The sequence below is a fragment of the Paenibacillus sp. JNUCC 35 genome (assembly GCF_058269095.1).
On sequence record NZ_CM177771.1, the window covers coordinates 847,766 to 868,764 of the forward strand.

20 protein-coding genes and 1 pseudogene are annotated in these 20,999 nt (G+C 56.8%); 10 read left to right on the forward strand and 11 right to left on the reverse strand.

Annotated elements, in window-relative coordinates; genetic code table 11:
• The first annotated feature begins 13 nt into the window (after positions 1-13).
• Both AC2TF6_RS03870 and AC2TF6_RS03875 read left to right on the forward strand, forming a co-directional pair.
• On the forward strand, positions 14-1,672 hold the full coding sequence (locus tag AC2TF6_RS03870) for a glycoside hydrolase family 3 protein (RefSeq protein WP_491309983.1): 1,659 nt from the start codon (positions 14-16) through the stop codon (positions 1,670-1,672).
• On the forward strand, positions 1,632-2,675 hold the full coding sequence (locus AC2TF6_RS03875; protein WP_491309984.1) for a hypothetical protein: 1,044 nt from the start codon (positions 1,632-1,634) through the stop codon (positions 2,673-2,675). The genes AC2TF6_RS03870 and AC2TF6_RS03875 overlap by 41 nt, the downstream gene beginning before the upstream one ends.
• A gap of 171 nt (positions 2,676-2,846) precedes the next feature.
• Here the strand turns inward: AC2TF6_RS03875 and AC2TF6_RS03880 are convergent, their stop codons facing one another.
• The 4 genes from AC2TF6_RS03880 to AC2TF6_RS03895 form a co-directional block, all read right to left on the reverse strand.
• Positions 2,847-3,404, reverse strand: a complete 558-nt coding sequence (locus AC2TF6_RS03880) for a hypothetical protein (RefSeq protein WP_491309985.1) — start codon at positions 3,402-3,404, stop codon at positions 2,847-2,849.
• Between the two features lie 382 nt (positions 3,405-3,786).
• Complete coding sequence (locus AC2TF6_RS03885; protein WP_491309986.1) at positions 3,787-4,722, reverse strand: YwmB family TATA-box binding protein; 936 nt, start codon at positions 4,720-4,722, stop codon at positions 3,787-3,789.
• 249 nt (positions 4,723-4,971) lie between these two features.
• Positions 4,972-5,571, reverse strand: coding sequence for a general stress protein (locus AC2TF6_RS03890; protein ID WP_218231487.1), 600 nt, complete (start codon positions 5,569-5,571; stop codon positions 4,972-4,974).
• 84 nt (positions 5,572-5,655) lie between these two features.
• Positions 5,656-8,772: a PAS domain S-box protein gene (locus tag AC2TF6_RS03895; RefSeq protein ID WP_491309987.1), complete on the reverse strand. Its 3,117-nt coding sequence runs from the start codon at positions 8,770-8,772 to the stop codon at positions 5,656-5,658.
• 205 nt (positions 8,773-8,977) lie between these two features.
• Between AC2TF6_RS03895 and AC2TF6_RS03900 the strand changes: the two genes are divergently transcribed.
• From AC2TF6_RS03900 to AC2TF6_RS03930, 7 genes are all read left to right on the forward strand, one after another.
• Complete coding sequence (locus AC2TF6_RS03900) at positions 8,978-9,754, forward strand: ABC transporter permease (RefSeq protein ID WP_009676332.1); 777 nt, start codon at positions 8,978-8,980, stop codon at positions 9,752-9,754.
• A complete protein-coding gene (locus AC2TF6_RS03905) occupies positions 9,751-10,545 on the forward strand; it encodes an ABC transporter permease (RefSeq protein ID WP_491309988.1) in 795 nt (264 codons plus the stop codon). The genes AC2TF6_RS03900 and AC2TF6_RS03905 overlap by 4 nt, the downstream gene beginning before the upstream one ends.
• 215 nt (positions 10,546-10,760) lie before the next feature.
• A complete protein-coding gene (locus tag AC2TF6_RS03910; RefSeq protein ID WP_491309989.1) occupies positions 10,761-11,681 on the forward strand; it encodes a D-alanyl-D-alanine carboxypeptidase family protein in 921 nt (306 codons plus the stop codon).
• A 30-nt stretch (positions 11,682-11,711) separates the two neighbouring features.
• Positions 11,712-12,689: an ABC transporter ATP-binding protein gene (locus AC2TF6_RS03915; protein ID WP_491309990.1), complete on the forward strand. Its 978-nt coding sequence runs from the start codon at positions 11,712-11,714 to the stop codon at positions 12,687-12,689.
• A 119-nt stretch (positions 12,690-12,808) separates the two neighbouring features.
• Positions 12,809-13,549 (forward strand): VOC family protein, encoded by a 741-nt coding sequence (locus AC2TF6_RS03920; RefSeq protein WP_491309991.1) that lies wholly within the window; start codon positions 12,809-12,811, stop codon positions 13,547-13,549.
• Between the two features lie 223 nt (positions 13,550-13,772).
• Positions 13,773-15,251: a sensor histidine kinase gene (locus AC2TF6_RS03925; RefSeq protein ID WP_491309992.1), complete on the forward strand. Its 1,479-nt coding sequence runs from the start codon at positions 13,773-13,775 to the stop codon at positions 15,249-15,251.
• Entirely contained in the window at positions 15,248-15,946 is a 699-nt protein-coding gene (locus tag AC2TF6_RS03930) for a response regulator transcription factor (protein WP_491309993.1), read from the forward strand. Before AC2TF6_RS03925 ends, AC2TF6_RS03930 begins: the two co-directional genes overlap by 4 nt.
• Here the strand turns inward: AC2TF6_RS03930 and AC2TF6_RS03935 are convergent.
• The 5 genes and pseudogenes from AC2TF6_RS03935 to AC2TF6_RS03955 all read right to left on the reverse strand — a co-directional run bounded on the left by AC2TF6_RS03935 (position 15,928) and on the right by AC2TF6_RS03955 (position 18,036).
• On the reverse strand, positions 15,928-16,413 hold the full coding sequence (locus AC2TF6_RS03935) for a spore germination protein GerPE (protein ID WP_491309994.1): 486 nt from the start codon (positions 16,411-16,413) through the stop codon (positions 15,928-15,930). The genes AC2TF6_RS03930 and AC2TF6_RS03935 overlap by 19 nt on opposite strands.
• 3 nt (positions 16,414-16,416) lie before the next feature.
• Positions 16,417-16,692 carry a hypothetical protein gene (locus tag AC2TF6_RS03940; RefSeq protein WP_491309995.1) on the reverse strand — a complete coding sequence of 92 codons (276 nt, stop codon included), beginning with the start codon at positions 16,690-16,692 and terminating at the stop codon, positions 16,417-16,419.
• Positions 16,596-17,294, reverse strand: coding sequence for a spore germination protein GerPC (gene gerPC, locus AC2TF6_RS03945; protein WP_491309996.1), 699 nt, complete (start codon positions 17,292-17,294; stop codon positions 16,596-16,598). Before gerPC ends, AC2TF6_RS03940 begins: the two co-directional genes overlap by 97 nt.
• A 356-nt stretch (positions 17,295-17,650) precedes the next feature.
• Positions 17,651-17,812: pseudogene (locus AC2TF6_RS03950) on the reverse strand (spore germination protein GerPB); the annotation flags it as partial.
• Complete coding sequence (locus tag AC2TF6_RS03955) at positions 17,809-18,036, reverse strand: spore germination protein (protein ID WP_491309997.1); 228 nt, start codon at positions 18,034-18,036, stop codon at positions 17,809-17,811. The pseudogene AC2TF6_RS03950 and the gene AC2TF6_RS03955, both read right to left, overlap by 4 nt.
• A gap of 154 nt (positions 18,037-18,190) precedes the next feature.
• On the opposite strand from AC2TF6_RS03955, the gene AC2TF6_RS03960 reads away from it, so the two are divergent.
• Positions 18,191-18,694, forward strand: a complete 504-nt coding sequence (locus tag AC2TF6_RS03960) for an Hsp20/alpha crystallin family protein (protein WP_491309998.1) — start codon at positions 18,191-18,193, stop codon at positions 18,692-18,694.
• A gap of 228 nt (positions 18,695-18,922) precedes the next feature.
• Here the strand turns inward: AC2TF6_RS03960 and AC2TF6_RS03965 are convergent, their stop codons facing one another.
• Both AC2TF6_RS03965 and AC2TF6_RS03970 read right to left on the reverse strand, forming a co-directional pair.
• Positions 18,923-20,290, reverse strand: a complete 1,368-nt coding sequence (locus AC2TF6_RS03965; RefSeq protein WP_491309999.1) for a sensor histidine kinase — start codon at positions 20,288-20,290, stop codon at positions 18,923-18,925.
• Positions 20,280-20,981, reverse strand: coding sequence for a response regulator transcription factor (locus tag AC2TF6_RS03970; protein ID WP_218231494.1), 702 nt, complete (start codon positions 20,979-20,981; stop codon positions 20,280-20,282). Before AC2TF6_RS03970 ends, AC2TF6_RS03965 begins: the two co-directional genes overlap by 11 nt.
• Positions 20,982-20,999 lie beyond the last annotated feature (18 nt).

Below are 20,999 nucleotides of genomic sequence, written 5' to 3' on the forward strand. Positions count from 1 at the left end.
GAGGGGGAGACGAATGAAAGCGTGTAGCGAGCTTACGTTGAAGGAGAAAATCGGCCAACTGTTGATGGCCGGCTTCGAGGGCTTTACGCCCGATGTGAATATCCGGGACCTTTTGCAGAACCATTTCGTCGGTGGTGTCGTGTTCTTTTCCCGCAATCTGGACAACCCCGGGCAGGCATTCGCTTTAACGGAGGAACTTCAGCGGATGGCTGTGGCCGCAACCGGCATCCCGCTGTGGATCGGGACGGACCAGGAGGGTGGCATGGTGGTCCGGGTAAGGCAGGGGATCGCGCAGCTGCCCGCGGCGATGGGGCTGGGAGCTGCGCGCAATCCCGGGCTGCTTTACGAAGCCGCCAAGGGGACGGCGGAAGAGCTGAAGGCGCTGGGCATCAATATGAATTTCGCGCCGGTAGTGGACATCAACGTCAATCCGCGGAATCCGATCATTGACGTCCGCTCGTTCGGAGACGACGCCGAACTGGTCTCCGAGCTGGGGATCGCCGCCATGCTCGGCTTTCAGGACGGAGGGATCGCCTCCGTCATCAAGCATTTTCCCGGGCACGGCGATACGGAAACGGATTCCCATGCCGAGCTGCCGGTCGTGAGGCATTCCCTCGAACGGCTTCGGTCGGTGGAGCTTGTGCCGTTCCGGCGGGCAGCCCTGACAGGGGCCGAAGCCGTTATGACGGCCCACGTCGGAATTCCGCTGCTCAGCGGCGGCGAGCCTGTTCCTGCCACTCTCTCCCGGGAAGTCCTGACGGGACTGCTGCGGGAGGAGCTGGGCTTCGACGGGCTTATCGTGACCGACTGCATGGAAATGGACGCGGTGACACAGGGAATCGGCGTAGGCGAGGCCGTCGTCCGGGCCATGCTGGCCGGAGCGGATCTGCTGCTCGTCAGCCACACGTACGCAAGCCAGTTGGAGGCGGTGGCTGCTCTGGAGCGCGCCGTGGCGGACGGGCGCCTGCCGGAGGAGCGGATCGACGCTTCCGTGGAGCGTATTCTTCGCCTGAAGGAGCGCCGCATCGGAGAGCTGCGGGAGCGCAGCTGGGAAGAAGCGCGGCTTCTGCTGGAGAATCCGCAGACGCTGCGGACGATAGAGCGGCTCCGTGAAGAAAGCATCACGGCCGTCAACCGTGAACCGGATTTCTGCAGGCTGTCCCCGGGCGTCGACACGCTGGTGCTATGGCCGCAAATCTCGGCCGCCTGCAAATCCGAAGACGAGCCGGTACACGATGCTACCCTGGCCGGCTTCCTGCGCCCTTTGATCGGGGCGAAGCTCACGGAGCGCGTGTACGGGACCAGCCCGGGTCCGGATGAGATTGCGGCCTTGGCTTCCGAAGCGCAGCGATACGGGCAGATCGTCGCCGGTATTTTCCACACGGCTTCTAATCCGGGACAGCCCGCATTGGTCCGCAAACTGCTGGAGGGAGGCGCCAAAGTCATCCCGGTTTCCCTGCGCAACCCCGTCGATCTTGCGGCATTCCCGGAGGCCAAAGGCTTCCTGGCCTGCTACGAGCATCATCCGCATACCCTGCAGGCCCTGGCCCGTGTTCTGACGGGTGCGGCGGAGCCTGCCGGAACTCTGCCGGTCACCATTCCGGTTTACATCTCAGAAAGGGGAGAATCAGATGAACGCCGTTCAGCTTCCGTTATCGAATCCGCCACTTAAAGGTTTTTTGCGGTGGGGCTACACACTTTCCATTACCAGCGGACACGAAGAAACGACTCCCTGGTTCTACAGCAATTTTGTCCAGTTATCCTGCACAAAGAAATTTTTGGAGGACGGCAGGCAGTGCTACGTCGACTTTTTCCGGGGCGAGCCCAATGAGCTGAATTTCAACAATCCGTTCCTGCTCACATGCACCGTCAATTATACGTTCTTGGAAAATCTGGCGCTGGATGATTGGCCGAAATTTTTTGCGGATCAGATCCGTAACGGGTATTACTGTATCGTTTTTTTGGACGAATCCAGGCTGTCGCCGGCGGCTTGCTATCAGAAGGAGTCGTTCCCCCATCATCTTTTTCTGTATGGGTTTAACTGGGAGGAACGGGTCTTTTATGCCTCCATGTTCGACCATACGGGGGTATACCGCAATCTGGAGATCTCTTTCGAAGAGTTTCTCGATGCCGTAAATTCCATGAAAAAGCTGCTGAAGGAGGAACAAACGTCCGATCACCATACGTATTTTTACAAATACGAGCCGGAATTCCACTATCCTTTCGACAAAACGGCCGTGATCGACCAATTGCGCGATTACCTGAACGGGGAGACCCGCTTAAACCGGATCAATTACAATCCGGACAAGGATGAAGCTTTCGGAATCAGGGTATACGACTATTTGCAGATGTACTATGACGCCGTAGAGCAAAACGATCCCCGGCTGGGAATGCGCAACGATGTAAGGCACCTTCATCTCCTGTGGGAACATAAAAAAATGATGAGCGACCGGATCGGATATCTGGTGAATGAGGGGATTATTCCGTATGACGAGGAGCTTGCGGAAGGTTATAAAGATCTGGCTAAGAGAGCGATGAAGCTGAGGGACCAGTACATTCGACATGAAATCCGCGAGGATAAGGAAATGTTTGAACGGTTAAGACTCCGGTTCAACCAATTCCGGGACGAAGAGCCTGCACTTCTGCAAAAGCTGATTGCACTGCTCGAAAGTTGAAAAAGGCCCCAGAGAGAGAACCATCGGAACCGGATGCGGCGCATACCGGAAAGCCGGGTTTCTGCAAGGGGCCGGGATAACTGTGCGATGTGAAAAAAAGCAGCGGGCAAAGAAAGGGCTTGGGCGAGGAGCGAAGGTACATGTTCTTTGGCAGTGCATGACACTAAGGGTTCAGCCCGCCTCTCCTAATGCCGGAGCCGAATTTTTGATCTGCTGAGCCAGCCGGGCGACAGCCGCGTCAGGCTCGGTTACGTAATACAGGTAGGACGAGCGGCCGGTATCCAGCTTCCACCAGAGCCAATGCAGCCTGGATTCATTGCGGAGCTCCGCTTTGGATACCGGCGTATAAATCCGGCCGTCCGCATCGACGAGAATAACCCGGCCTTTGGAATTTTCATAAGAAAGCCGGAGAGGCTCCTTGCCGGGAATAAAGGCGGAGGTGGCTTCTTCTTGCCGCAAAGCTTGCTTGGTAAGGGCCAGGCGGGTAAACGATTCAATGACACCCTTGTCACGGTAAGTAAAATTTTCATCAGGCAGATAAAAAGAGGCGGGCTGCGAGCGGGTCATCAGGTCGCCGTAAGTCATGGAACCCGGCACGAGCCTGTTTAGCAGCGCGCTTAACACCAGGGAGACAAGGACGGCCGTGATGATCAGGCCTGCCGTTAATCTACGCCCGAAACCTTCCGGCAAACTCCATTTACCGAACCATTGAAAAAAACGCAGTGTCATTGTACCGCCTCCCGGGTCATAATTGTAAGCGATTTCAATAAAGATTGGAATTAAATCGTGAACGATCAGATGTCTGAGCAAGCGCCATTGATGAGAATGTGACTGCGATCCGTTCGTGCATAAATTGCGCTTATGATTCTTGGGCAGCCGCTACGCATTTACTGCTCGCCACTTACTACGTACCTTTTACCACTTGCATGTAAGTTTATTTAAACGGATTCCGTTAGTTAGACGCCGATTTTCGAAAAAAGTTTTTTCCGGTATTGGATTTAAAGGATCGGTGTGTAAAAGGAGCCGCAGGTTGCACATACGGTGCGGTTCGGTAAAAGGCAAGCCGCATTTTATGCAGCTTGCCTGGTTTTGCGTAGAGAAGGAAAGAAGTTCAATATTCGGTTGTAATGACCGGCGTGCCGATTGTGATACGCTGCAGTCCGCTTTCGGTTACCGTGTGAACCGCGGCCTGCAGGTTGACGCGTTTGCCGCCGCTGATTACCGAAGCGTGAAGCTTGGGCGCGCTCAGCGTTATGCTGACGGTCTCTCCGTCGGCATAACGCTCCAGCGGAGCGGCGCCGAGCCGCTTCGCGAGCAGCGCCTGAAGCCCGTCGGCTTGAGCCGCGGCCCCTGCCGAAGGCCGGGCCGCAGCTCCCTGCAGGACGACGTTGCAGTCCGCCTGCACGCCCGCCGCTTGCAGGGCGGCTTCCAGGCTTTCACGGCGCGCTTCCAGCGCCGGGAGGCCGTCGGCTGTGCGCGCTTCCAGCCGGGCGATGACGAACGCGCTGCCGTCGTCAAGGCGGGCGAGCTGCAGCGACAGCCCGCCGCCGCCCGCCGCAGAGCCGCCGCCCGCCGCAGAGCCGCCGCCCGCCGCAGAGCCGCCGCCCGCCGCAGAGCCGCCGCCCGCCGTGTAGACGGCGTGGCCGGAAGCGCGGCTGACGGCGCCTGACGGCAGCGACAGCCGCGCCGCCAGCGCGTCGCCCGCTGCGGCGAGCGCGTCGTCGCCTGCCGCGGCAGGCAGCGGAGCCGCATAGCGCAGCGTGACGGCGGCGTCCGGCGCGAGCACGCCGTCCGCGGCGGCCAGCAGCGCGGCGAGGTCGGAGCGGCCTGCATCCGCGGCCGTCGGCTTCGCGGCGGCGGACCAGCCGGCCAGCAGCAGCGCGGCCAGCAGCGCGATGCCCCAGAGCAGCCCACGAGCCGGGACGCCGCGCCGCGGCTCCGCTGCAGCGGCATGTCCCGCTGCGGCACTGTCCGGCGTCCGGCAACTACGTACCTGCGTCAGCGGGCTCTTCTGCTGGATGCTCTTCATCATCGCGTTTCTCATCATCTTTATCGCTCCGTTTCCCGTTCGAATCTAGCAATCTAGTAACAGCCTTGCCGGAGCGGATCGCTTTTATACGTCCTCCCATGTAAATGCTATAAATCCTTATTTCCTCGGTCAGCTCTTCTTCTTACGCAAAAAAGCAGGGCAGGCCCCCAAGCGGCAAAACACGCTTGAGAACCAGCCCTGCTGCGCCCGCGGAATTACCGCCGCAGGCTGCCGGTGTATATCCGGTGAAGACTCACGGGTCCTCTGTTACCGGCGGAAATTCACATCTTCTTGGTTGCTCAGAAGATCGGGATTGTCGTGGACGGCATGAGGAGTGGCCTCATACACGCCGCTCTTCGATCGCTCATCGGCGGTGACGTTGTCGTCCCGGTTTTCCCGGAGAATCTCGTTGACGAGTTCCCACTTATCTTCCGGCGTATCGACGACGATTAGAATATCTCCGCGGTCTACACGGCTGTGGTAATTCTCGACTTCTTCCTCCGGTATGCCCGCACCGACAAGAGCGCCCGTTACACCGCCTGCTCCGGCTCCGATCGCGGCACCGGATAAAGCGGCGGCCAGCGGTCCCGCGGCCAGAATAGGGCCGATGCCGGGTACGGCCATCAGGCCGATTCCCGCGATCAGTCCCGCGGCGCTGCCGATGGCAGCTCCGCCGATGGCGCCTTTTTCCGCTTTCGTATCTTCTTTACCCGCAATTTCCTGTCTTTCGGTGTAAGGTCCGAATTCTTCTCTATGTTTGGCGAGAACGGATATATCTTCGTCTCTGTAGCCATGTTCTTTTAACGCCTCGATAGCGCGAAGGGCATCCCCGCTCGATTGAAAAACACCTCTTGCTTTTCGTGTCATTACAGGCAACCTCCCTTAAAAGTGGATTACCCATCGTTACCCGGCAGAGCCCCTAGTGAATCGGAATATCGGACCGGGGGAGGATTATTGATCCCGGTTTTCCCGGTCGTTCTTACGGCCCCAATGGCTGAATACCCGTTTCACTTCATCGAAGAGAATCGGCTTGGAGATAAAATCCTGCATGCCGCTCTCCAGGCATTTTTCTTTATCGGCCGGACGCGCGGAGGTGGTAACGGCGATAATGACGGGATACTGGCCCGGGGGCAGCAGCCGGCGGATCAGCCGAGCGGCCTGCAGCCCGTCCATGACCGGCATCTGCATGTCCATAAAAACAAGGTCGTACTCCGTCCTCGTGACGGCTTCGACGGCTTCCATCCCGTTCTCCGCGATATCCGCCCCGTAACCGAGCTTTTCAAGGAACTTGATGAACAGCTGACGGTTTACGGGGTGATCCTCTACCACGAGAATTTTGAGTGGAGCGGGCCGGGAATTCAGTCGGGAGATCATCCATTCCTGCTGTTCTTCCCCAAGTGTCTGTTCTTCTCCGGTTTCTTCTTTTTTGATCTGTGCGTTCGGAAGGGTGAAGCGGAAAACAGAACCCGCGCCTTCCGTGCTTTCTACGGAAATCGTGCCGCCCATGAGTTCGACAAGCCGTTTGCAGATCGACAGACCGAGTCCCGTGCCGCCGTATTTTCGGTTCAGCACCGGGTGCAGCTGGGAGAAAGACTGGAACAAGTGGTCCAGCTTGCCGGCGGGAATGCCAACGCCCGTATCGGCGACGGAAAACCCGAGCAGAACGGGGCCCGAATTCACGGCGGCCAGACTTTCCACGGAGACAACGACTGATCCGCTGTCCGTAAATTTCAGCGCGTTCCCGACGAGATTAACGAGCACCTGCCGCACCCTGGAGGCATCTCCCATGTACAGATGCGGAACATCGGGCTCGATCCTGGAGATAAGCTCCAGCTTTTTCTCGGCGGCCTTCGGAGCGAAGAGCTCCAGCGTACTCTTCACGACAGCATGAAGATCGAACGGCTCCGTAATGAGCGTCATTTTGCCGGCGTCGATTTTGCTGAAATCCAGAATGTCATTCAAAATCTGCAGCAGGGCATCGCTGCTTTCGCGGATGATGTCGGAATAATCCCGCTGTTCGTCGTCCAAGCTTGTATTCAGCAGAAGGTCGGTCATTCCCATGATGCCGTTCATCGGCGTACGGATTTCATGGCTCATCATCGCGAGAAATTCGGATTTCGCCCGGGCGGCCTGCTCGGCGATTTCTTTGGCGCGGATAATTTCTCTTTCATCGGTGATATCCGTAAAAACGACGACCGCTCCCATAATCTCCCCTTTGTCGTAGAGGGGATTGATCCGGTATTCGACCAGGAAGCTCGACCCGTCCTTCCTCCAGAAAACCTCTTCCTGGACAATCCGGGAAAGCCCGTCCAGCATCGTGGCGTGAATCGGGCAATCCTCGTGGGGATAATCGCTTCCGTCCGCTTTCGTATGATGGATGCTGTCGTGGATATTGACGCCGATCAGCTCTTCTTGCGAGTAAGCGAGCATCGACGCTCCCGCCGGATTGACGAACATGACGTTGCCGTCCCGGTCCAGGCCGTAAATGCCTTCCGACACCGAACCGAGAATCAGGGAATGCTGATAGCTGAGGTGCTCGATTTCTTTGACATACTTTTTGCTCTCCGTAATATCGTTGGCAATTCCGTATACGCCTACGATTTCATCGTCGACGACGATTGGAACGTTCGTAACGCTGACATCAATGAGCGACGCGTCCTTGCGAATCAGCGTCGTTTCGTAGTTTTGCGGGATGCCCCGTTTCGCATTATGGAAATGGGTTAAGGTTTTCTCCAGCAGAGACGGCTCGATCAGGGAAGTAAACGAGTGATGGAGCAGTTCTTGGCGGCTGAATCCGGTCATCCTCGCCAAGTTGGCGTTTAAAGAAACGTGGTTGCCCTCGAGATCGAACGAGTAAACGCTGGACGGATTGTAATCGAAGAGAGACTTGTATCTCTGTTCGCTTACTTTCAGCTTATTTTCCGCAATTTTGCGCTCGCTAATATCCCGGGAAATCGCGATGATTTCCTGAACGGCCCCGCTGTTCTCGTCATACGTGTAACGGCTGCTGCTTTCGAACCAGATGTATTCTCCGTTCTTGCGCCGGATGCGGTAGGACACGGTGTACACGCCGACCTCGGCGAGATTTGCCAGCAGATATTCGGTAACGAGAAACACATCATCCGGGTGAAAATAGTCGTATGCGCTCGTGCCGATCAGTTCTTCCGGCTCGTACCCGAGCAGAGAACGGCAGGCGGGGGAGGCATACAGATAGACGGCCTGCTCGTCGGCGGAATGACGCGAAATGAAATCCAGTGAATTTTCGGAGATGAGCCGATACTGCTTCTCACTGGCCCGGATCCTTTCTTCCATTTTTTTGCGTTCGGTAATATCCCGCCCGATGCCGAGAATTTTCTCCACTTGTCCTTCGGCGTTGCGGACGGCTTTCACGGTCGTTTCAAACCAGAGGTAATGTCCCTCTTTATGCCGGAAGCGCCCTGTGAGCAGATCGGCGTCCTCGCTCGGATTTTCGGAGCAGCCGGGTTTGATTTCTCCGGGAAAGTAATAATCGCCGATAGGGGCGTTTACGATTTCCTCGGGCTCATACCCCAGCAGTTTATAAATAGAGGGGGACACATATTCGCAAATCCCCTGGGGATTCGTGAACGTAATAATGTCGCCCGCGTTTTCAGAGATCAGGTTGTACAGGGTTTCGCACTCTTCCAGCTTGCTGAGGACGGCCTTCTGCTCCGTGATATCCCGGCCCATTCCGTATACGCCGACTATTTCCCCGTCCACGACGATCGGAATATAGGTAGTTTCTATATGGAAAACGGCACCGTCTTTCCGGCAAAATTCCACCTCGAAATGTGGCGTTTCGCCCTGCAGCGCCCGCTCGAAATGGGTTCTGCCTTGTTCGGCGTGCTCGCTAAAAAGAGTTTCCCGGCCGAGCTGTATAAATTCTTCTCTGGAATAACCGCTGATCCGCTCCGCGGCAGGGTTGGCGTCCAAATAACGTCCTTGCGTATCCATGACGTAGATAGCATCGGGATGATGCTGAAATAACGATTTATAAATGCCGCCTTCCGAGATCGCCTTTTTAAGTTTAGCGTTTTTGGTTATTCCCACGGTGACAGCTTCCTTTCTTACCTTTAAAATCTTTCAGCCGCGGAATCCGGCTTCCTGTTTATCATCCTATATTTCTTTACTGTCGGAAAGAGCAAATTGAATCTAATTCGGGGTTGATTTTTATTGGCGGCATTTGGTAAGATGAAATCCCTCTACACGCATTTCACGCTGAAACGATCGTCTACTGATGAACCGGAGGTGTTGGATGCTTTTTTCTGTCTTGGCGCGTAAAGCTTACGCGCGGAATTTGCAGTACCGGGGCGCGCATATGATTCATAACGTGTCCAGTTTTATGTTCGGATTTGTGTACGTGTCCTTGTGGGCAGGTATAGGCGAGAGTCATTCGCTGGGAGAATACGGGGTCCAAGGAATGACCGCGTATATCGCCTTCAATCAGGCCTCTTTATGGCTGGTGCTCTTTATCACGAACGGTCTCGGCATGGAGCAGTCCGTACGCACCGGACAAATTGCTCTGGATCTGATGCGTCCCGTCCCCCTGTTTCTGCATAAGATGTACCGGGAATGGGGACAGATCGCCTATCAGTTCGTGTACAAATTTCTTCCGATCTACATCCTCTATTTTTTCCTGTTTTCGATCCCGGTTCCCGGGAAGCTCTCCGTTTACGGCTGGACCGCTCTATCGCTTCTGCTCGCCGCTTATATTTCCATCTGCATGAATTACCTGATCGGCGCCGCCGCCATGTGGACGACCGAATCCCGCTGGCTTTACTGGGTGAACTATGCGTTCTCCATGCTGCTATCCGGCTTCTTTATCCCGCTGGAATGGCTTCCCGCCTGGCTTCGCCAGCTTAGCTGGCTGACTCCGTATCCCTATTTGCTGTACGTTCCGGTGTCGCTGTTCACGGAAAGAACGACGCCTGCCGCTCTGCCGGCAGCGCTGTTTTGGTGCGTTCTTTTTACGGGATTATGCATGATGGCGACAGGCGCGATGCGCAAGAAGCTGGAGGTGCAGGGAGGATGAGAAACGGACTGCGGATGTACGTGCTGCTGATCCGGGCATCTATGCGAAGCCGGATGCAGTACAAGTTTAATTTTATTTTCTCATCATTGATGGCGGCTCTCGTGAATGTGGCGGAGTTTCTGATGGTGGCGCTCGTGCTGGACCGCTTCGGAAGCGTAAAGGGCTGGTCGCTGCATGAGGTGGCTTATTTGTACGCGGTAATCCTGCTGTCCAAAGCGATCTACCGGTCTCTGGCCTCCGATGTGCATCATCTGGAAAAATACCTGGTGGGCGGAGATATGGACGCTCTGCTGATCCGGCCCCTGCCGGTGCTTTTCGTCCTGATGACTCAAAATTTCCGCCTGCTCGTCGGAGAATTCGGACAGGGCCTGCTCGTTCTCGCGTATGCGATGACTCACATGTTGCGTGTCGGCCAGATCGGCTGGGAAGCTATCCCGCTGACCGTGATCGCAATCGGCTCGGGAGCGCTTATCCTGTTCGCGATCGGACTGGCTACGGCTTCGGCCGGTTTCTGGCTGACCCGGATCGAGGAACTACAGAACGTGACGGAGGACGCGGCAAGATCCGCCGCCCAGTATCCGCTGGACGTATATCCCGGCTGGCTCCGTTACATCCTGCTGACGTTCCTTCCGGTCGGGCTGGCCAACTATGTGCCGGCTTCCGTCATCATCCGGCATGAGTATGGCGGATGGGCTTTGGCCGCGGTAACGGTCATGGCCTTCGTCTTCGTCCTGCTGGCCGGAAGGCTGTGGAAGCTGGGCATTTCACGTTACCAGAGTACGGGAACGTAGGGAAGTCGCCTTGCGGGGTCCTTGGTTTATCCGTTCCCGGCGGACTCATACAGATCCGGCAACGCGGCTGCTGCCGGGTGCCTGCATGAGATTCGCCCTTCCGCCTAAAGATATCGAGAGGCCGTCTTAACGAAGGAGGCGAGTCTTTCGAGGGGCTTGGTTCGTCTTTCTACATAGAGAGACACAGACAAGAACCGAAGGAGCGGAGTGACGACGTGAAACGGATCAAACGGAAAGTCCTGCTGTTGGCCGTCCTTGCGGCCGCCGGTATCTGGTTGTGGAATGAAAGAAAGCATGCGGATCCGGATATCCAAGCCAGGTCCGCCTTGCTGATGGAAGCGGGGAGCGGCCGTGTGATTTACGAGCGGAACGCGGAGGAGAGCCTTCCCCCGGCTTCCATGTCCAAGATGATGACGGAACTGATCGTTTACGAGGAAGTGAAGGCGGGCCGCGCTTCCTGGGAAGACCAGGTGACGACGAGTCCGTATGCCAGCGAGGTGACCGGCGCCCAGATCGGGCTCGAGACCGGAGAGAAGCTTGCCCTTAAAGATATGCTGGCCGCGATGGCCATCGTGTCCGCCAACGATGCCGCCGTAGCGGTAGCCGAACATCTCGGCGGTACCGAGGATGAATTCGTGGTGAAAATGAACGCGAAAGCGAAAGAGATCGGCCTTTCCGATAAAACGGTATTCGCCAACGCAAGCGGGCTGACGCGCGCCGATCTGGGGCCCTTCGCTCCCAAGAAAAACACGGGAGAAACGCTCATGACGGCTAAAGACGCGGCCAAGCTTGCGGTTTATCTCATCCGGGAGCATCCCGGTATTCTGGAGCTAACCGCTAAGGCGGACTATACCCTGCCGGGCAGGTTCGGGACGCTGAAAACGACCAACCGCATGCTGCCGTTTACGAAAGACTCCTTTTCCTATGCGGGTGTCGACGGGCTGAAGACCGGGTTTACGGATCAGGCCGGGTACTGCTTTACGGGAACGGCGGTCCGGGACGGCAAAAGGCTGGTCTCTGTCGTGATGGGAACGGAAACGGCGGAGAAGCGGTTCGAAGAAACGCGCAAGCTTTTTAATTACGGCTACGGCACAAGCCGGAGTCTGACGGAATGGATCAAAGATAGGATGCGCTGAGTGAGAGCGTGAACAGAAGGAGGGGAAATTTTGATTACCGCGACGAATTTAAACAAAACGTTCCGTACGCCGGTGGTCCGTCAAGGGCGGCTGGTCGGTCTGCGGAGCCTGCTGTCCAGAGAATACAGGTCCAAAACGGCGGTGAACGACGTTAATTTCACAATCGGCCGAGGAGACTTCGTAGGCTTTATCGGTCCTAACGGGGCCGGGAAATCCACGACGATCAAAATGCTCACGGGCATTCTGCATCCGACTTCGGGAGAAGTGCGGATCTCCGGTCTGAGCCCGCAGCGGGACCGCAGACGGGTGGTCGCCAAGCTGGGCGTCGTGTTCGGCCAGCGAAGCCAGCTCTGGTGGGACCTGCCGGTCCGGGATTCCTACGAGATCCTGGCGGCTATGTACCGGGTCCGTGAGGAGGACCTGAAACGCAAGCTCGCGGAGCTCGGAGAACTTCTAGGACTCGGCGAATTTATGGATACGCCGGTCCGCAAGCTCTCGCTCGGTCAGAGGATGAGAGCGGATCTGGCGGCCGCCATGCTGCACGATCCGGACATCCTCTTCCTCGACGAGCCCACCATCGGCCTGGATGTGGCGGCCAAGCAGAGCATCCGCGGCTTTCTGCATACGCTGAACAAGGAAGCGGGCAAAACGATTCTGCTCACCACGCACGATATGGATGATATCGAGCAGCTTTGCGAGCGTGTGATCGTCATCAACGGCGGGACTATCGGCTACGACGGCACCGTGGAAGGCATGCGGCAGCGGATCGGGCTGCCGACGATCATGACGATCCGGTACCGGGGAGCGTGCGGGTTTGCGAGCGGGGAGGGGGACAAGGAGTACCCGTTCCGCGTCACTGCCGCGGAGAAAGAAAAGCTTGTGCTGGAATTCAACCGCACGGACATCGGCCCGATGGAGGTTCTGCAGCTTGCCGGAGGATGGGGCGAAATTGCCGACGTACATATGCAGGAGCCGGATTTCGAAGATATTGTACATCGTGTGTATTGATACAAAACAAGGTACAATAGATGAAGGAATCTAAAGAAATTCCGGGCGTTCGGGGCAGGTTGGAGGGCGCAGCGAGACAAGGGCGCCCGGAGTTCCATCAACGCTCAGGAGGAATTACAATGACTTTTACCAAACTGGTGGATGTATTCGTGCCCGTCACCGATTTGAAGCGGTCGGCGCCCTGGTACGAGCAGGTGCTGGGCCTTCGTTTACTGGGCCTGGACGATCGGCATGCCAGGCTCTCCTTCCTTGAAGGAACCTGCCTCACCCTAGTTCAGCAGGCAGAGCTTAACCGGTACGACGAAGCTCCCTTCAACGTGAACGTTTACGATGCGGAGAAGGCCTACCGGAGCATGATCGGAAGCGGAGTGAAGATTGCGGAAGAGCCCGCTCCTTTTCATCATATGCAGTGCTTCAAAATCAGCGACCCGGACGGCAATCCCATCGGCATCGCAGGCTGGAGAGAAGAAGCCTACGCCGGGACCGAAGGAGCTATCCGGCTTGGCGGGGCGTTCCTGCCCGTCCGTGATCTGCAGCGCTCCGTAGAGTGGTACGAAAGCAAGCTGGGCGCCCTTGCTCTTCAACGGTTCACTTACAAGCTGCCTGCCCTGGATAAGGAAGTGGAAGCGGTTTCCTTTGAAAATATAAACGTATGCCTGTTTGAGACTCCGCGCTTCTCCGCTCTGGCTCATATGGCGTTTACGATCGGATCGACGGACCCCCGGAACGACTTCGAGACGCTGCGGTCCGGCGGGATCAAGCTGTCCGCGCTTACCAGAGAGTTCAACCGGGACCGGTTCGGTCTGCTGGATCCGGATGAGAACGAAATAGGCGTCATCGGCATTTTGCAGGTAAACTGAACTAATCTTGGATGTATTACAAAAGGTCGGCTGTTCGGTGTAAGGGTCTGTTCCGGGTGAGCCCGGCGGACCCTTTTTTCTTTGCCGAGTGTGTTACCGAGCTTCCCGCACGGCCTGCGGCGTAGTATATTGAGGACATACGCTTTTACGGCGGCGTCCCGGGTCATGCGGTTAAACGGGCGGCCGCTTCTCAATTGAAAATCAAAGCAAGGGAGATACGTTCATGTCCATCCGTACCCGGCTGCTGCTTTCCTACATAGCCATGCTGGTCATCCCGCTTATTCTGGTCGGACTGACTGTAACCGGGCTGTATTTTATGCTCATCCAGGATCTCAAAAGGGAATACCACATCGACCTTACCCACGGCAATCCGCTTAAGGAAGTCGCCCAGATGGAAGATGACAATTACAACAAAATCCGCAGAGCTATCGCGATGGACACCGGAAGCGCCGGCGATCCGGTGCAGTGGAAGCAGTGGGAGGCTCTTGTGGAACGCGTGAATATGGGCCTCATTATCCGCAAGGACGAGCAGATCCTGTATATTTCGCCCACCATGAACCACCCGGATGTACTGAATTCGCTGCCGGCTTTCAGTTACTATTCGGGCCTTACGGATTCCCAGCTGGAGAACAATTATTACCTGCTGAGGCATCACGACTTTACATTTCCCGATGGGGGAAAAGGCAGTATTTTTATCGGGACGCACGATACGATCGGCAAAAAATATTTTATTAAATACGGACTGATCTTCCTTGCTGTCCTGATCGCCGTGCTCGTGCTGACGAACGGAATGATGACGTACCTGATGTCGAGAAGTCTGATTACGCCGATCCGCGCCCTGCAGCGTTCCGCGGAACACATCAAGGAAGGGCGGCTGGATATTGAAGTGCGTCCGGCTTCCAGCGACGAGATCGGGGAGCTTGCCGTTTCATTCGAAGAAATGCGCCGCAGGCTGAAACAGTCCATCGAGCTTCAGATGCAGTACGAGGAAAATCGGAAGCAGCTGATCTCGAACATTTCCCATGATCTGAAAACGCCGGTGACGGCCATCAAGGGATACGTCGAGGGAATTATGGACGGCGTTACGAACTCCCAGGCCAAATTTGACCGTTATCTCCAGACGGTCTATTCCAAAACGGTCGACATCGACCGGATGATCGACGAGCTTTTTCTGTACTCCAAGCTGGATTTGCGGAAGCTGCCTTTTCAATTCGAGGAGGCGGATTTAACGGCCTATCTGAAGGATTGCGTCGAAGACATGCAGTTCGATATGGAGAAAAAGGGAATCCGGCTTACGCTTGAGCTCTCCTCGGAGGAGCCCCTTCCGGTCGTAATCGACCGGGAGAAGCTGAGGAGGGTACTCACGAATATTACGGAAAATGCGCAGAAGTACCGGGATAAGCCGGAGGGGCATATCCGTATCTTCGTTCTGGAGCGGCCGGAATTCGTGGTGATCGGCGTTCACGACAACGGGCAGGGCATCCCGTCCGATGTGCTGCCGCATATTTTCGACCGGTTTTACCGGGGGGACCCGTCCCGGAGCTCGCAAACCGGGGGGAGCGGGCTGGGGCTCGCCATCGCGAAACAGATCGTCGAAGAGCACGGGGGCACGATCTGGGCCAACAGCCGGTTCGGGGAAGGGACGACCATTCAATTTACCGTGCGCAAAAACCGGGAAGAGAAAGGAAGGATGGCAACATGAAAGAAGGCGGACGTATTCTGATCGTCGAGGACGATGTAAGCATTGCCGAGCTGGAGCGCGATTATTTGGAGCTGGACGGATTTACGGTCGATATGGAGCATCACGGCGAAACGGGCCTTCAGCGGGCTCTTGTAGAGCGCTACGACCTGATTTTGCTGGATGTGATGCTGCCGGGTACCGACGGCTTTGCCATCTGCGAGCGGATTCGCGTGGAGCGGGATATTCCCATTCTGATGGTTTCCGCCAAAAAGGAGGACTTGGATAAAATCCGCGGCTTTAGCCTCGGAGCCGACGATTATATCATCAAGCCGTTCAGCCCGGGAGAACTCGTGGCGCGCGTCAAGGCGCACTTGTCCCGGTACGAGAGACTGAAAGGGCAGCAGGAACAGGATAAGGACGAAATCCGCATCCGCGGACTCGTCATTAACCGTGCTTCCAGAAGGGTATACGTAAACGGCAAAGAAATTCCTTTCACAACCAAGGAATTCGATTTGCTGACTCATCTTGCCATGAATCCCAACCGCGTGTTCAGCAAAGATCAGCTGTTCGACCATCTGTGGGGCATGGACGCGATCGGTGATATTTCGACCGTGACGGTTCATATCCGCAAACTCCGGGAGAAAATCGAGCCGAACCCGTCGGACCCCGCCTATATCGAGACGATCTGGGGAGCGGGCTATCGGTTCAAGCCGTAAGGGTTCGAAGGGGGAGCCCCGGGTTCCGGCGGACCGCTTTCGGCCGCGAGATTTTCGCCGGAACCGGTATAGGCGATCGTGCCCGTCGGATTGGTGTAAGGCCCGATCGGACGAAACTGGCGGATATGCTTGATCCGCGACTGCAGGCTGACCGGACCGCTGCCGCCCACCTGCATCACCGACGAGGCGGACACACCGAGCACCTTAACCGGGCCTACCTGGATGGTGCCGAGGTTGCGGGTCGTTTTCTCCGCTTCCGGCGGAAAAAGCACTTCCGGATGCGGACGGGCGAAAATGGGATACACTTCGAATGAGCCTTCGTCACCCAGATAGACGGGAATTTCCCGCTGCAGGGCGAGAGCTCTGAACCGGGTGTGAATCCCGCCGTTGTCGCCGATCTGGAAAACGGCGGCGCTGGAGACCGAAAGCACTTTCGCCTGAGTAAGCCAAACCAGACGTCTGGCCATGGCTCAAGTATGGGGCAGCGGAACGAGCGGTCCCACTATGACGGATTCCGGCGGGGTATCGAACATGGACGATGCGGTGATGGAATCGGTGTCCCCGATAAGGAAGGTCGAAGAACTGGATACCCCGATGATATAGACGGAGCCTACCTGCAGACATTTATTTTCCACATAAAAATCTACCTTCACGGCTGTCCATCTCCTTTTCCTTCCTGATAGTGAGCCAAATAATTGCGGATGCCGGCGCGTATGTCGGCTTTTGTTTTTTCGATAAGTTTCCACGTTGCGTTCCCCGGCGGCTCCTGTCCGCCCGTATGCAAGAGATCCGGAGAGGAGGCATACTGCCGGACTCTGGCTTCGATCTGCTGCCGCAAATCGTCCATAACCCGTCTGCTTTCGTCCGCTCCGATGTTCAAGTGCCGCTTGGCCGCAAGCTCGATCAGCTCTTCCATGGCTTCGCGGTCGAGAAAGTCGTGAAGGTGCCGGTTAGCGGCTCCTTCGTCTGCGGCCGGGCGGTCTTCGCCGGCTTGTTCGGGCTCCCGGCTTTCATTCGGGGAGAAGCCGTCGGAAGACGGAGTCCCGTTACCCGGGAAGGAGGCATCCATTCCGTTTACGGAGAAATCTTCGATTTCGTCCACGGTAGAGGGAGAGACGCCGATCGTCAGTGTGCCGTCCAACTGTTCGACTTTCAACTGATCGAATTTGTATTCGATGCGGTCGATATGTATCCCGCGCTGCCGCTTCAGCTCTTCGATCTCGCCGCGCATGGCTGCGGTCGTCTCTTCGAGCTTGGCAATGCGGGCTTCCTGCCGCTGAATGTGCGTCCACATCTGTTGAAGCTGATAGGCGTACAGATTGGGATCGCCCGGCCCGTAGCCGTACATAAGCTCACCTCTCTTTCGCTTCCGCAAAATGCCGCCGGGGCTCATCCCCGGCGGGAAGTATGAGGCCGCCTGCCGCGGCAGGGCCCGGCGCGCTGTCAGCTGCCGCGGGAGGGCCCCCGGCAAGCCGGCGGCCGCCACGGCATCCACGGCGGGAACGGCGGCTGCAGGTGGGGACCCGGCCCGAGCAGGCCGCCCGCTCCGGGAGCCGCCTCCGCAGCGCCGGTGGAGCCGGGACCCGCCGCCGGCTTGCCGGACGCGCCAGGCCCGGCTGAACCGGCCTTGCCGGGAGGCCCCCCGCCTTCCGCAGCGCCGGGCAGGCCCCCGCCTGCGGCTCCGCCGAAGCCGGCGAGGGGGCCTTTGCCCACTTCCGGGGCGGGTCCGGTGAAGCCGCCCGTGTTGTACTGGTTCGAGAGCGCACGGATGCTGCCCGCGCTCCCGACCTGCAGGACGGAGGAGTTGGACACAGCATCGACCCTGAGCTGATGGATCGTAATCGTCTGATGGATCGTCCAGCTCATGCGGTTGCCGTTTTATTCGCTTCAGCTTCGACGACATCACTGTCGTTCGTATTCGTGGCGCTGACGGCATTAAATACATGCGGCAAATCACCTGTATTAAAAGAACCTGCTCCAGCATAGCTTTTTGAACTGCTGTTTGGCGATATGACCAGGCAGTCCCCGAATTGAACGACAGAGCTGGGGCCTACGGCTAGTATTTTCACGTTTCCGACGATGGCCGGCATAGGCGTTCTCCTTTGCTGCATCTTCTTTTATAGCTTATGTACGGGAGCGCCCAGATGTTCATACTCCTTTCCTCGATTTAACGGATTCCGCAAAGAATGTTCACCACCGGGCGGTCTCCGTTCATATAATGCAGAAGAAGCGGGGGGAGCTGCGATGAATCAGCCGGACACGAATAAATGGCTTAAATGGGAGCATGTCGAAAAATTTCTCGATCAGCCCCAGAAATACATTGAGAATATCAAATGGATCGAAGGGTTCGTGCGCGACGTCTTCGACCGTACACTGCCGCCGCCCCAGATGAATGCGGACATTCAGCAAACGCAGACGCAGCCCAAGTCTCAGCAGAAGGGCAAGGAGCGAACGCTGTCCCAGGAGCCGAGGGAGACTGTGAACGGCGATGCGTTCGAAACGCATACGGACGTATTCGTCCGGTTAAAAATTCCGAAACGCGAAGATCCGCGTTCGCTGCAGGTACTGGTGAAAACCAGTCACGTCAAAATTCTCGGGCTGACGGACGAACCGAGAAAACTCATCAAACTGCCCAGCCCGGTTCTGCCGAAAACGGCGAAGGCCACTTACAAGGATGGCGTTCTGCAAATACAGGTGCGCAGGCGCAAGTTTAAAGACAGCTACCATGAAGCGTATATCGAGTACTGATACGAAAAGAACCGGCCGTTGGAGGCCGGTTCTTTTTTTGCTGCGTTGGAGAGATGGCTTCAGGCTCGGGTCTCTTTTCTTTCAGCGTGCAGCGATGTTGAAAGGAGAACGGAGCGTCCCGATCCTAAAAGTAGGGACCGAAATCGCAGCGCGTGCAGCTCCCGGCAACCGGTGTTTGGCGTCTCATGGCGATGGCCCAAAAGCGGTTGGCCCGGACCCCGGGCTTCCTTAATCCTTCGGGAGCCTGACATGAACTTCGGTGCCGATATCCGGCTCGCTTTGGATTTTGAGAGTTCCGGCATGGAGCTTGACGATGTTCTCGGCGATGGCGAGCCCCAGCCCGACGCCTCCGTTCTTGCGGCTGCGCGCTTTATCGACGCGGTAAAACCGGTTGAACAGCTGCGGGATGTCCTCCGTCTCGATGCCGATCCCTTTGTCCACGACGGAGATCTGCAGGTGACGGGGCTGCTCCCGGACGATGATGTCGATCGGCAGCTGACTGTACTTGATCGCGTTGTCGAGCAGAATGATCAGCAGCTGGCGGATTTTCTCGGGGTCGCCTTTCATCTTCAGAGGAGTGTCCTCTTCGGGAAGATCCAGACGCACCTCGCGGTCGAACGTCAGCTGAATGGACGCGGCCGTAGCCTGGACCAGGGGGCGCAGCTCGAATTCCTGCCACTCGGTCCGCTGCCTTTCGTCGGAATCCGCAAGAGTGAGCAGGCTCTTCGTCATTTCCCGCAGCCGGACGGATTCGCTAAGGATGGCTTCGATCGCTTCTTCGCGGATCTGGGGATCGTTGCTGGCCCAGCGCTTGAGCAGCCTGGCGTAGCTCTCGATAATCGTGAGCGGGGTCCGCAGCTCATGGGAAGCATCTGCCAGAAACTGCTTCTGCTGCTCGAAATGCTGCTCCAGCCGGCCGATCATTTCATTAAACGTCTGGCCGAGCTGGGCAATCTCGTCTTTTTTTCGTGTGGATTTGATTTCCAGCCGTCTGAATGTCCCGCTCCGTTCAATGCTTTCCATCGTCTGGGCCAGCCTGTGAATGGGGTTGAACACCAGACTGGCGTAGATATACCCGATGATAACGGATAAGACAAGCGCACCAAGCGTCGTATAAAAAAGAGCGAGAAACAGCACCTGCACGTTATCGTTCAGGGTGACCAGCTTGCGGGCGATTTCCAGCGAAGCGATCTGGCGCTCGTTTTCCATGACCGGTACCTGTACATACAGACAAAAGCCGTTGTCCGTGGAGACCAGCTTGGAGATGGTGCCCGAAGACGTTATAAACTTGGCGGGACGCTGAAGGAGCGTTTCGTCCGTGTAGATTTCTTTTTGCACCGTGGAGTCCGGTCCGATGAGCCGGATCAGTTCGTTGGCTACGAGAAAGTCTTTGAGCAGAAAAGGATTTTCCCAATATTCGGGATGCTGCACCACATTTTCTTGAAGCAGCAGCTTGGCCGCTTTGCGTTCGATATTTTGAGTTTCATTGCGCGAATTGTTTTCGATAAAAAGATAGTAAATGAAGAAGTTGACGCCCAGAAGAATCAGAAAGAGCAGGGAAGTCTGAAGCAAAGCGAACCGCAGCTTAAGACTCATCGGGGCCACTTCCTTTTATGAGGTAACCGACACCGCGGATCGTATGGATCAGCTTGCCGGGGAAATTTTTTTCGAGCTTCTGCCGCAAATAACGGATGTAGACGTCCACAATGTTCGTATCGCCTACAAAATCGTAGCCCCATACATCGGAAATGATATCTTCCCGGGATTTCACTTCCCCCTTGTGCTGGAGCAGGTACTGCAGCAGGTCGAATTCCTTGGGCGTAAGCTCGACGGATTTCCCCATGCGGGTAACCTCGCGGCTCTTCAGGTTCATGAGAATATCTTCCGCCTGAAGAATCTGTTCGTTCTCCGCCTGGCTCTGCTGAGTCGTCAGCCGGAGCAGGTTGCGGATGCGGGCGAGCAGCTCTTCGATGGCGAACGGCTTCGTCACGTAGTCGTTCGCCCCCTGGTCCAGGCCGCTTACCCGGTCGGGCACCGCGTCCCTTGCGGTCAGGAGGATGACGGGGACCGCGGACTGCTGCCGCAGGCGGCGCAGTACTTCCAGCCCGCTCAGCTCGGGGAGCATGATGTCGAGCAGGATGAGATCCCACGGCTCCGCCAGAGCCATGTCGAGACCCTCGCGCCCGTCCTCGGCCAGACTGACCTCGTAGCCCTCATGTTGCAGCTCCAGCTGCAGGACGCGTGCAATTTTACTCTCGTCTTCCACCAACAAAATTTTGCTGCTCATCCCGCACCTCCGCTTTTA

Excerpts from the sequence above, each read along its gene's own strand:
- gerPC (WP_491309996.1), bottom strand. The coding sequence starts at position 17,294 with ATGTACGGCTACGGGCCGGGCGATCCCAATCTGTACGCCTATCAGCTT.
- AC2TF6_RS03930 (WP_491309993.1), top strand. The coding sequence starts at position 15,248 with ATGAAAGAAGGCGGACGTATTCTGATCGTCGAGGACGATGTAAGCATT.
- AC2TF6_RS03875 (WP_491309984.1), top strand. The coding sequence starts at position 1,632 with ATGAACGCCGTTCAGCTTCCGTTATCGAATCCGCCACTTAAAGGTTTT.
- AC2TF6_RS03960 (WP_491309998.1), top strand. The coding sequence starts at position 18,191 with ATGAATCAGCCGGACACGAATAAATGGCTTAAATGGGAGCATGTCGAA.
- AC2TF6_RS03955 (WP_491309997.1), bottom strand. The coding sequence starts at position 18,036 with ATGCCGGCCATCGTCGGAAACGTGAAAATACTAGCCGTAGGCCCCAGC.
- AC2TF6_RS03970 (WP_218231494.1), bottom strand. The coding sequence starts at position 20,981 with ATGAGCAGCAAAATTTTGTTGGTGGAAGACGAGAGTAAAATTGCACGC.
- AC2TF6_RS03900 (WP_009676332.1), top strand. The coding sequence starts at position 8,978 with ATGCTTTTTTCTGTCTTGGCGCGTAAAGCTTACGCGCGGAATTTGCAG.
- AC2TF6_RS03905 (WP_491309988.1), top strand. The coding sequence starts at position 9,751 with ATGAGAAACGGACTGCGGATGTACGTGCTGCTGATCCGGGCATCTATG.
- AC2TF6_RS03880 (WP_491309985.1), bottom strand. The coding sequence starts at position 3,404 with ATGACACTGCGTTTTTTTCAATGGTTCGGTAAATGGAGTTTGCCGGAA.
- AC2TF6_RS03935 (WP_491309994.1), bottom strand. The coding sequence starts at position 16,413 with ATGGCCAGACGTCTGGTTTGGCTTACTCAGGCGAAAGTGCTTTCGGTC.
- AC2TF6_RS03925 (WP_491309992.1), top strand. The coding sequence starts at position 13,773 with ATGTCCATCCGTACCCGGCTGCTGCTTTCCTACATAGCCATGCTGGTC.
- AC2TF6_RS03885 (WP_491309986.1), bottom strand. The coding sequence starts at position 4,722 with ATGATGAGAAACGCGATGATGAAGAGCATCCAGCAGAAGAGCCCGCTG.
- AC2TF6_RS03870 (WP_491309983.1), top strand. The coding sequence starts at position 14 with ATGAAAGCGTGTAGCGAGCTTACGTTGAAGGAGAAAATCGGCCAACTG.
- AC2TF6_RS03920 (WP_491309991.1), top strand. The coding sequence starts at position 12,809 with ATGACTTTTACCAAACTGGTGGATGTATTCGTGCCCGTCACCGATTTG.
- AC2TF6_RS03965 (WP_491309999.1), bottom strand. The coding sequence starts at position 20,290 with ATGAGTCTTAAGCTGCGGTTCGCTTTGCTTCAGACTTCCCTGCTCTTT.
- AC2TF6_RS03890 (WP_218231487.1), bottom strand. The coding sequence starts at position 5,571 with ATGACACGAAAAGCAAGAGGTGTTTTTCAATCGAGCGGGGATGCCCTT.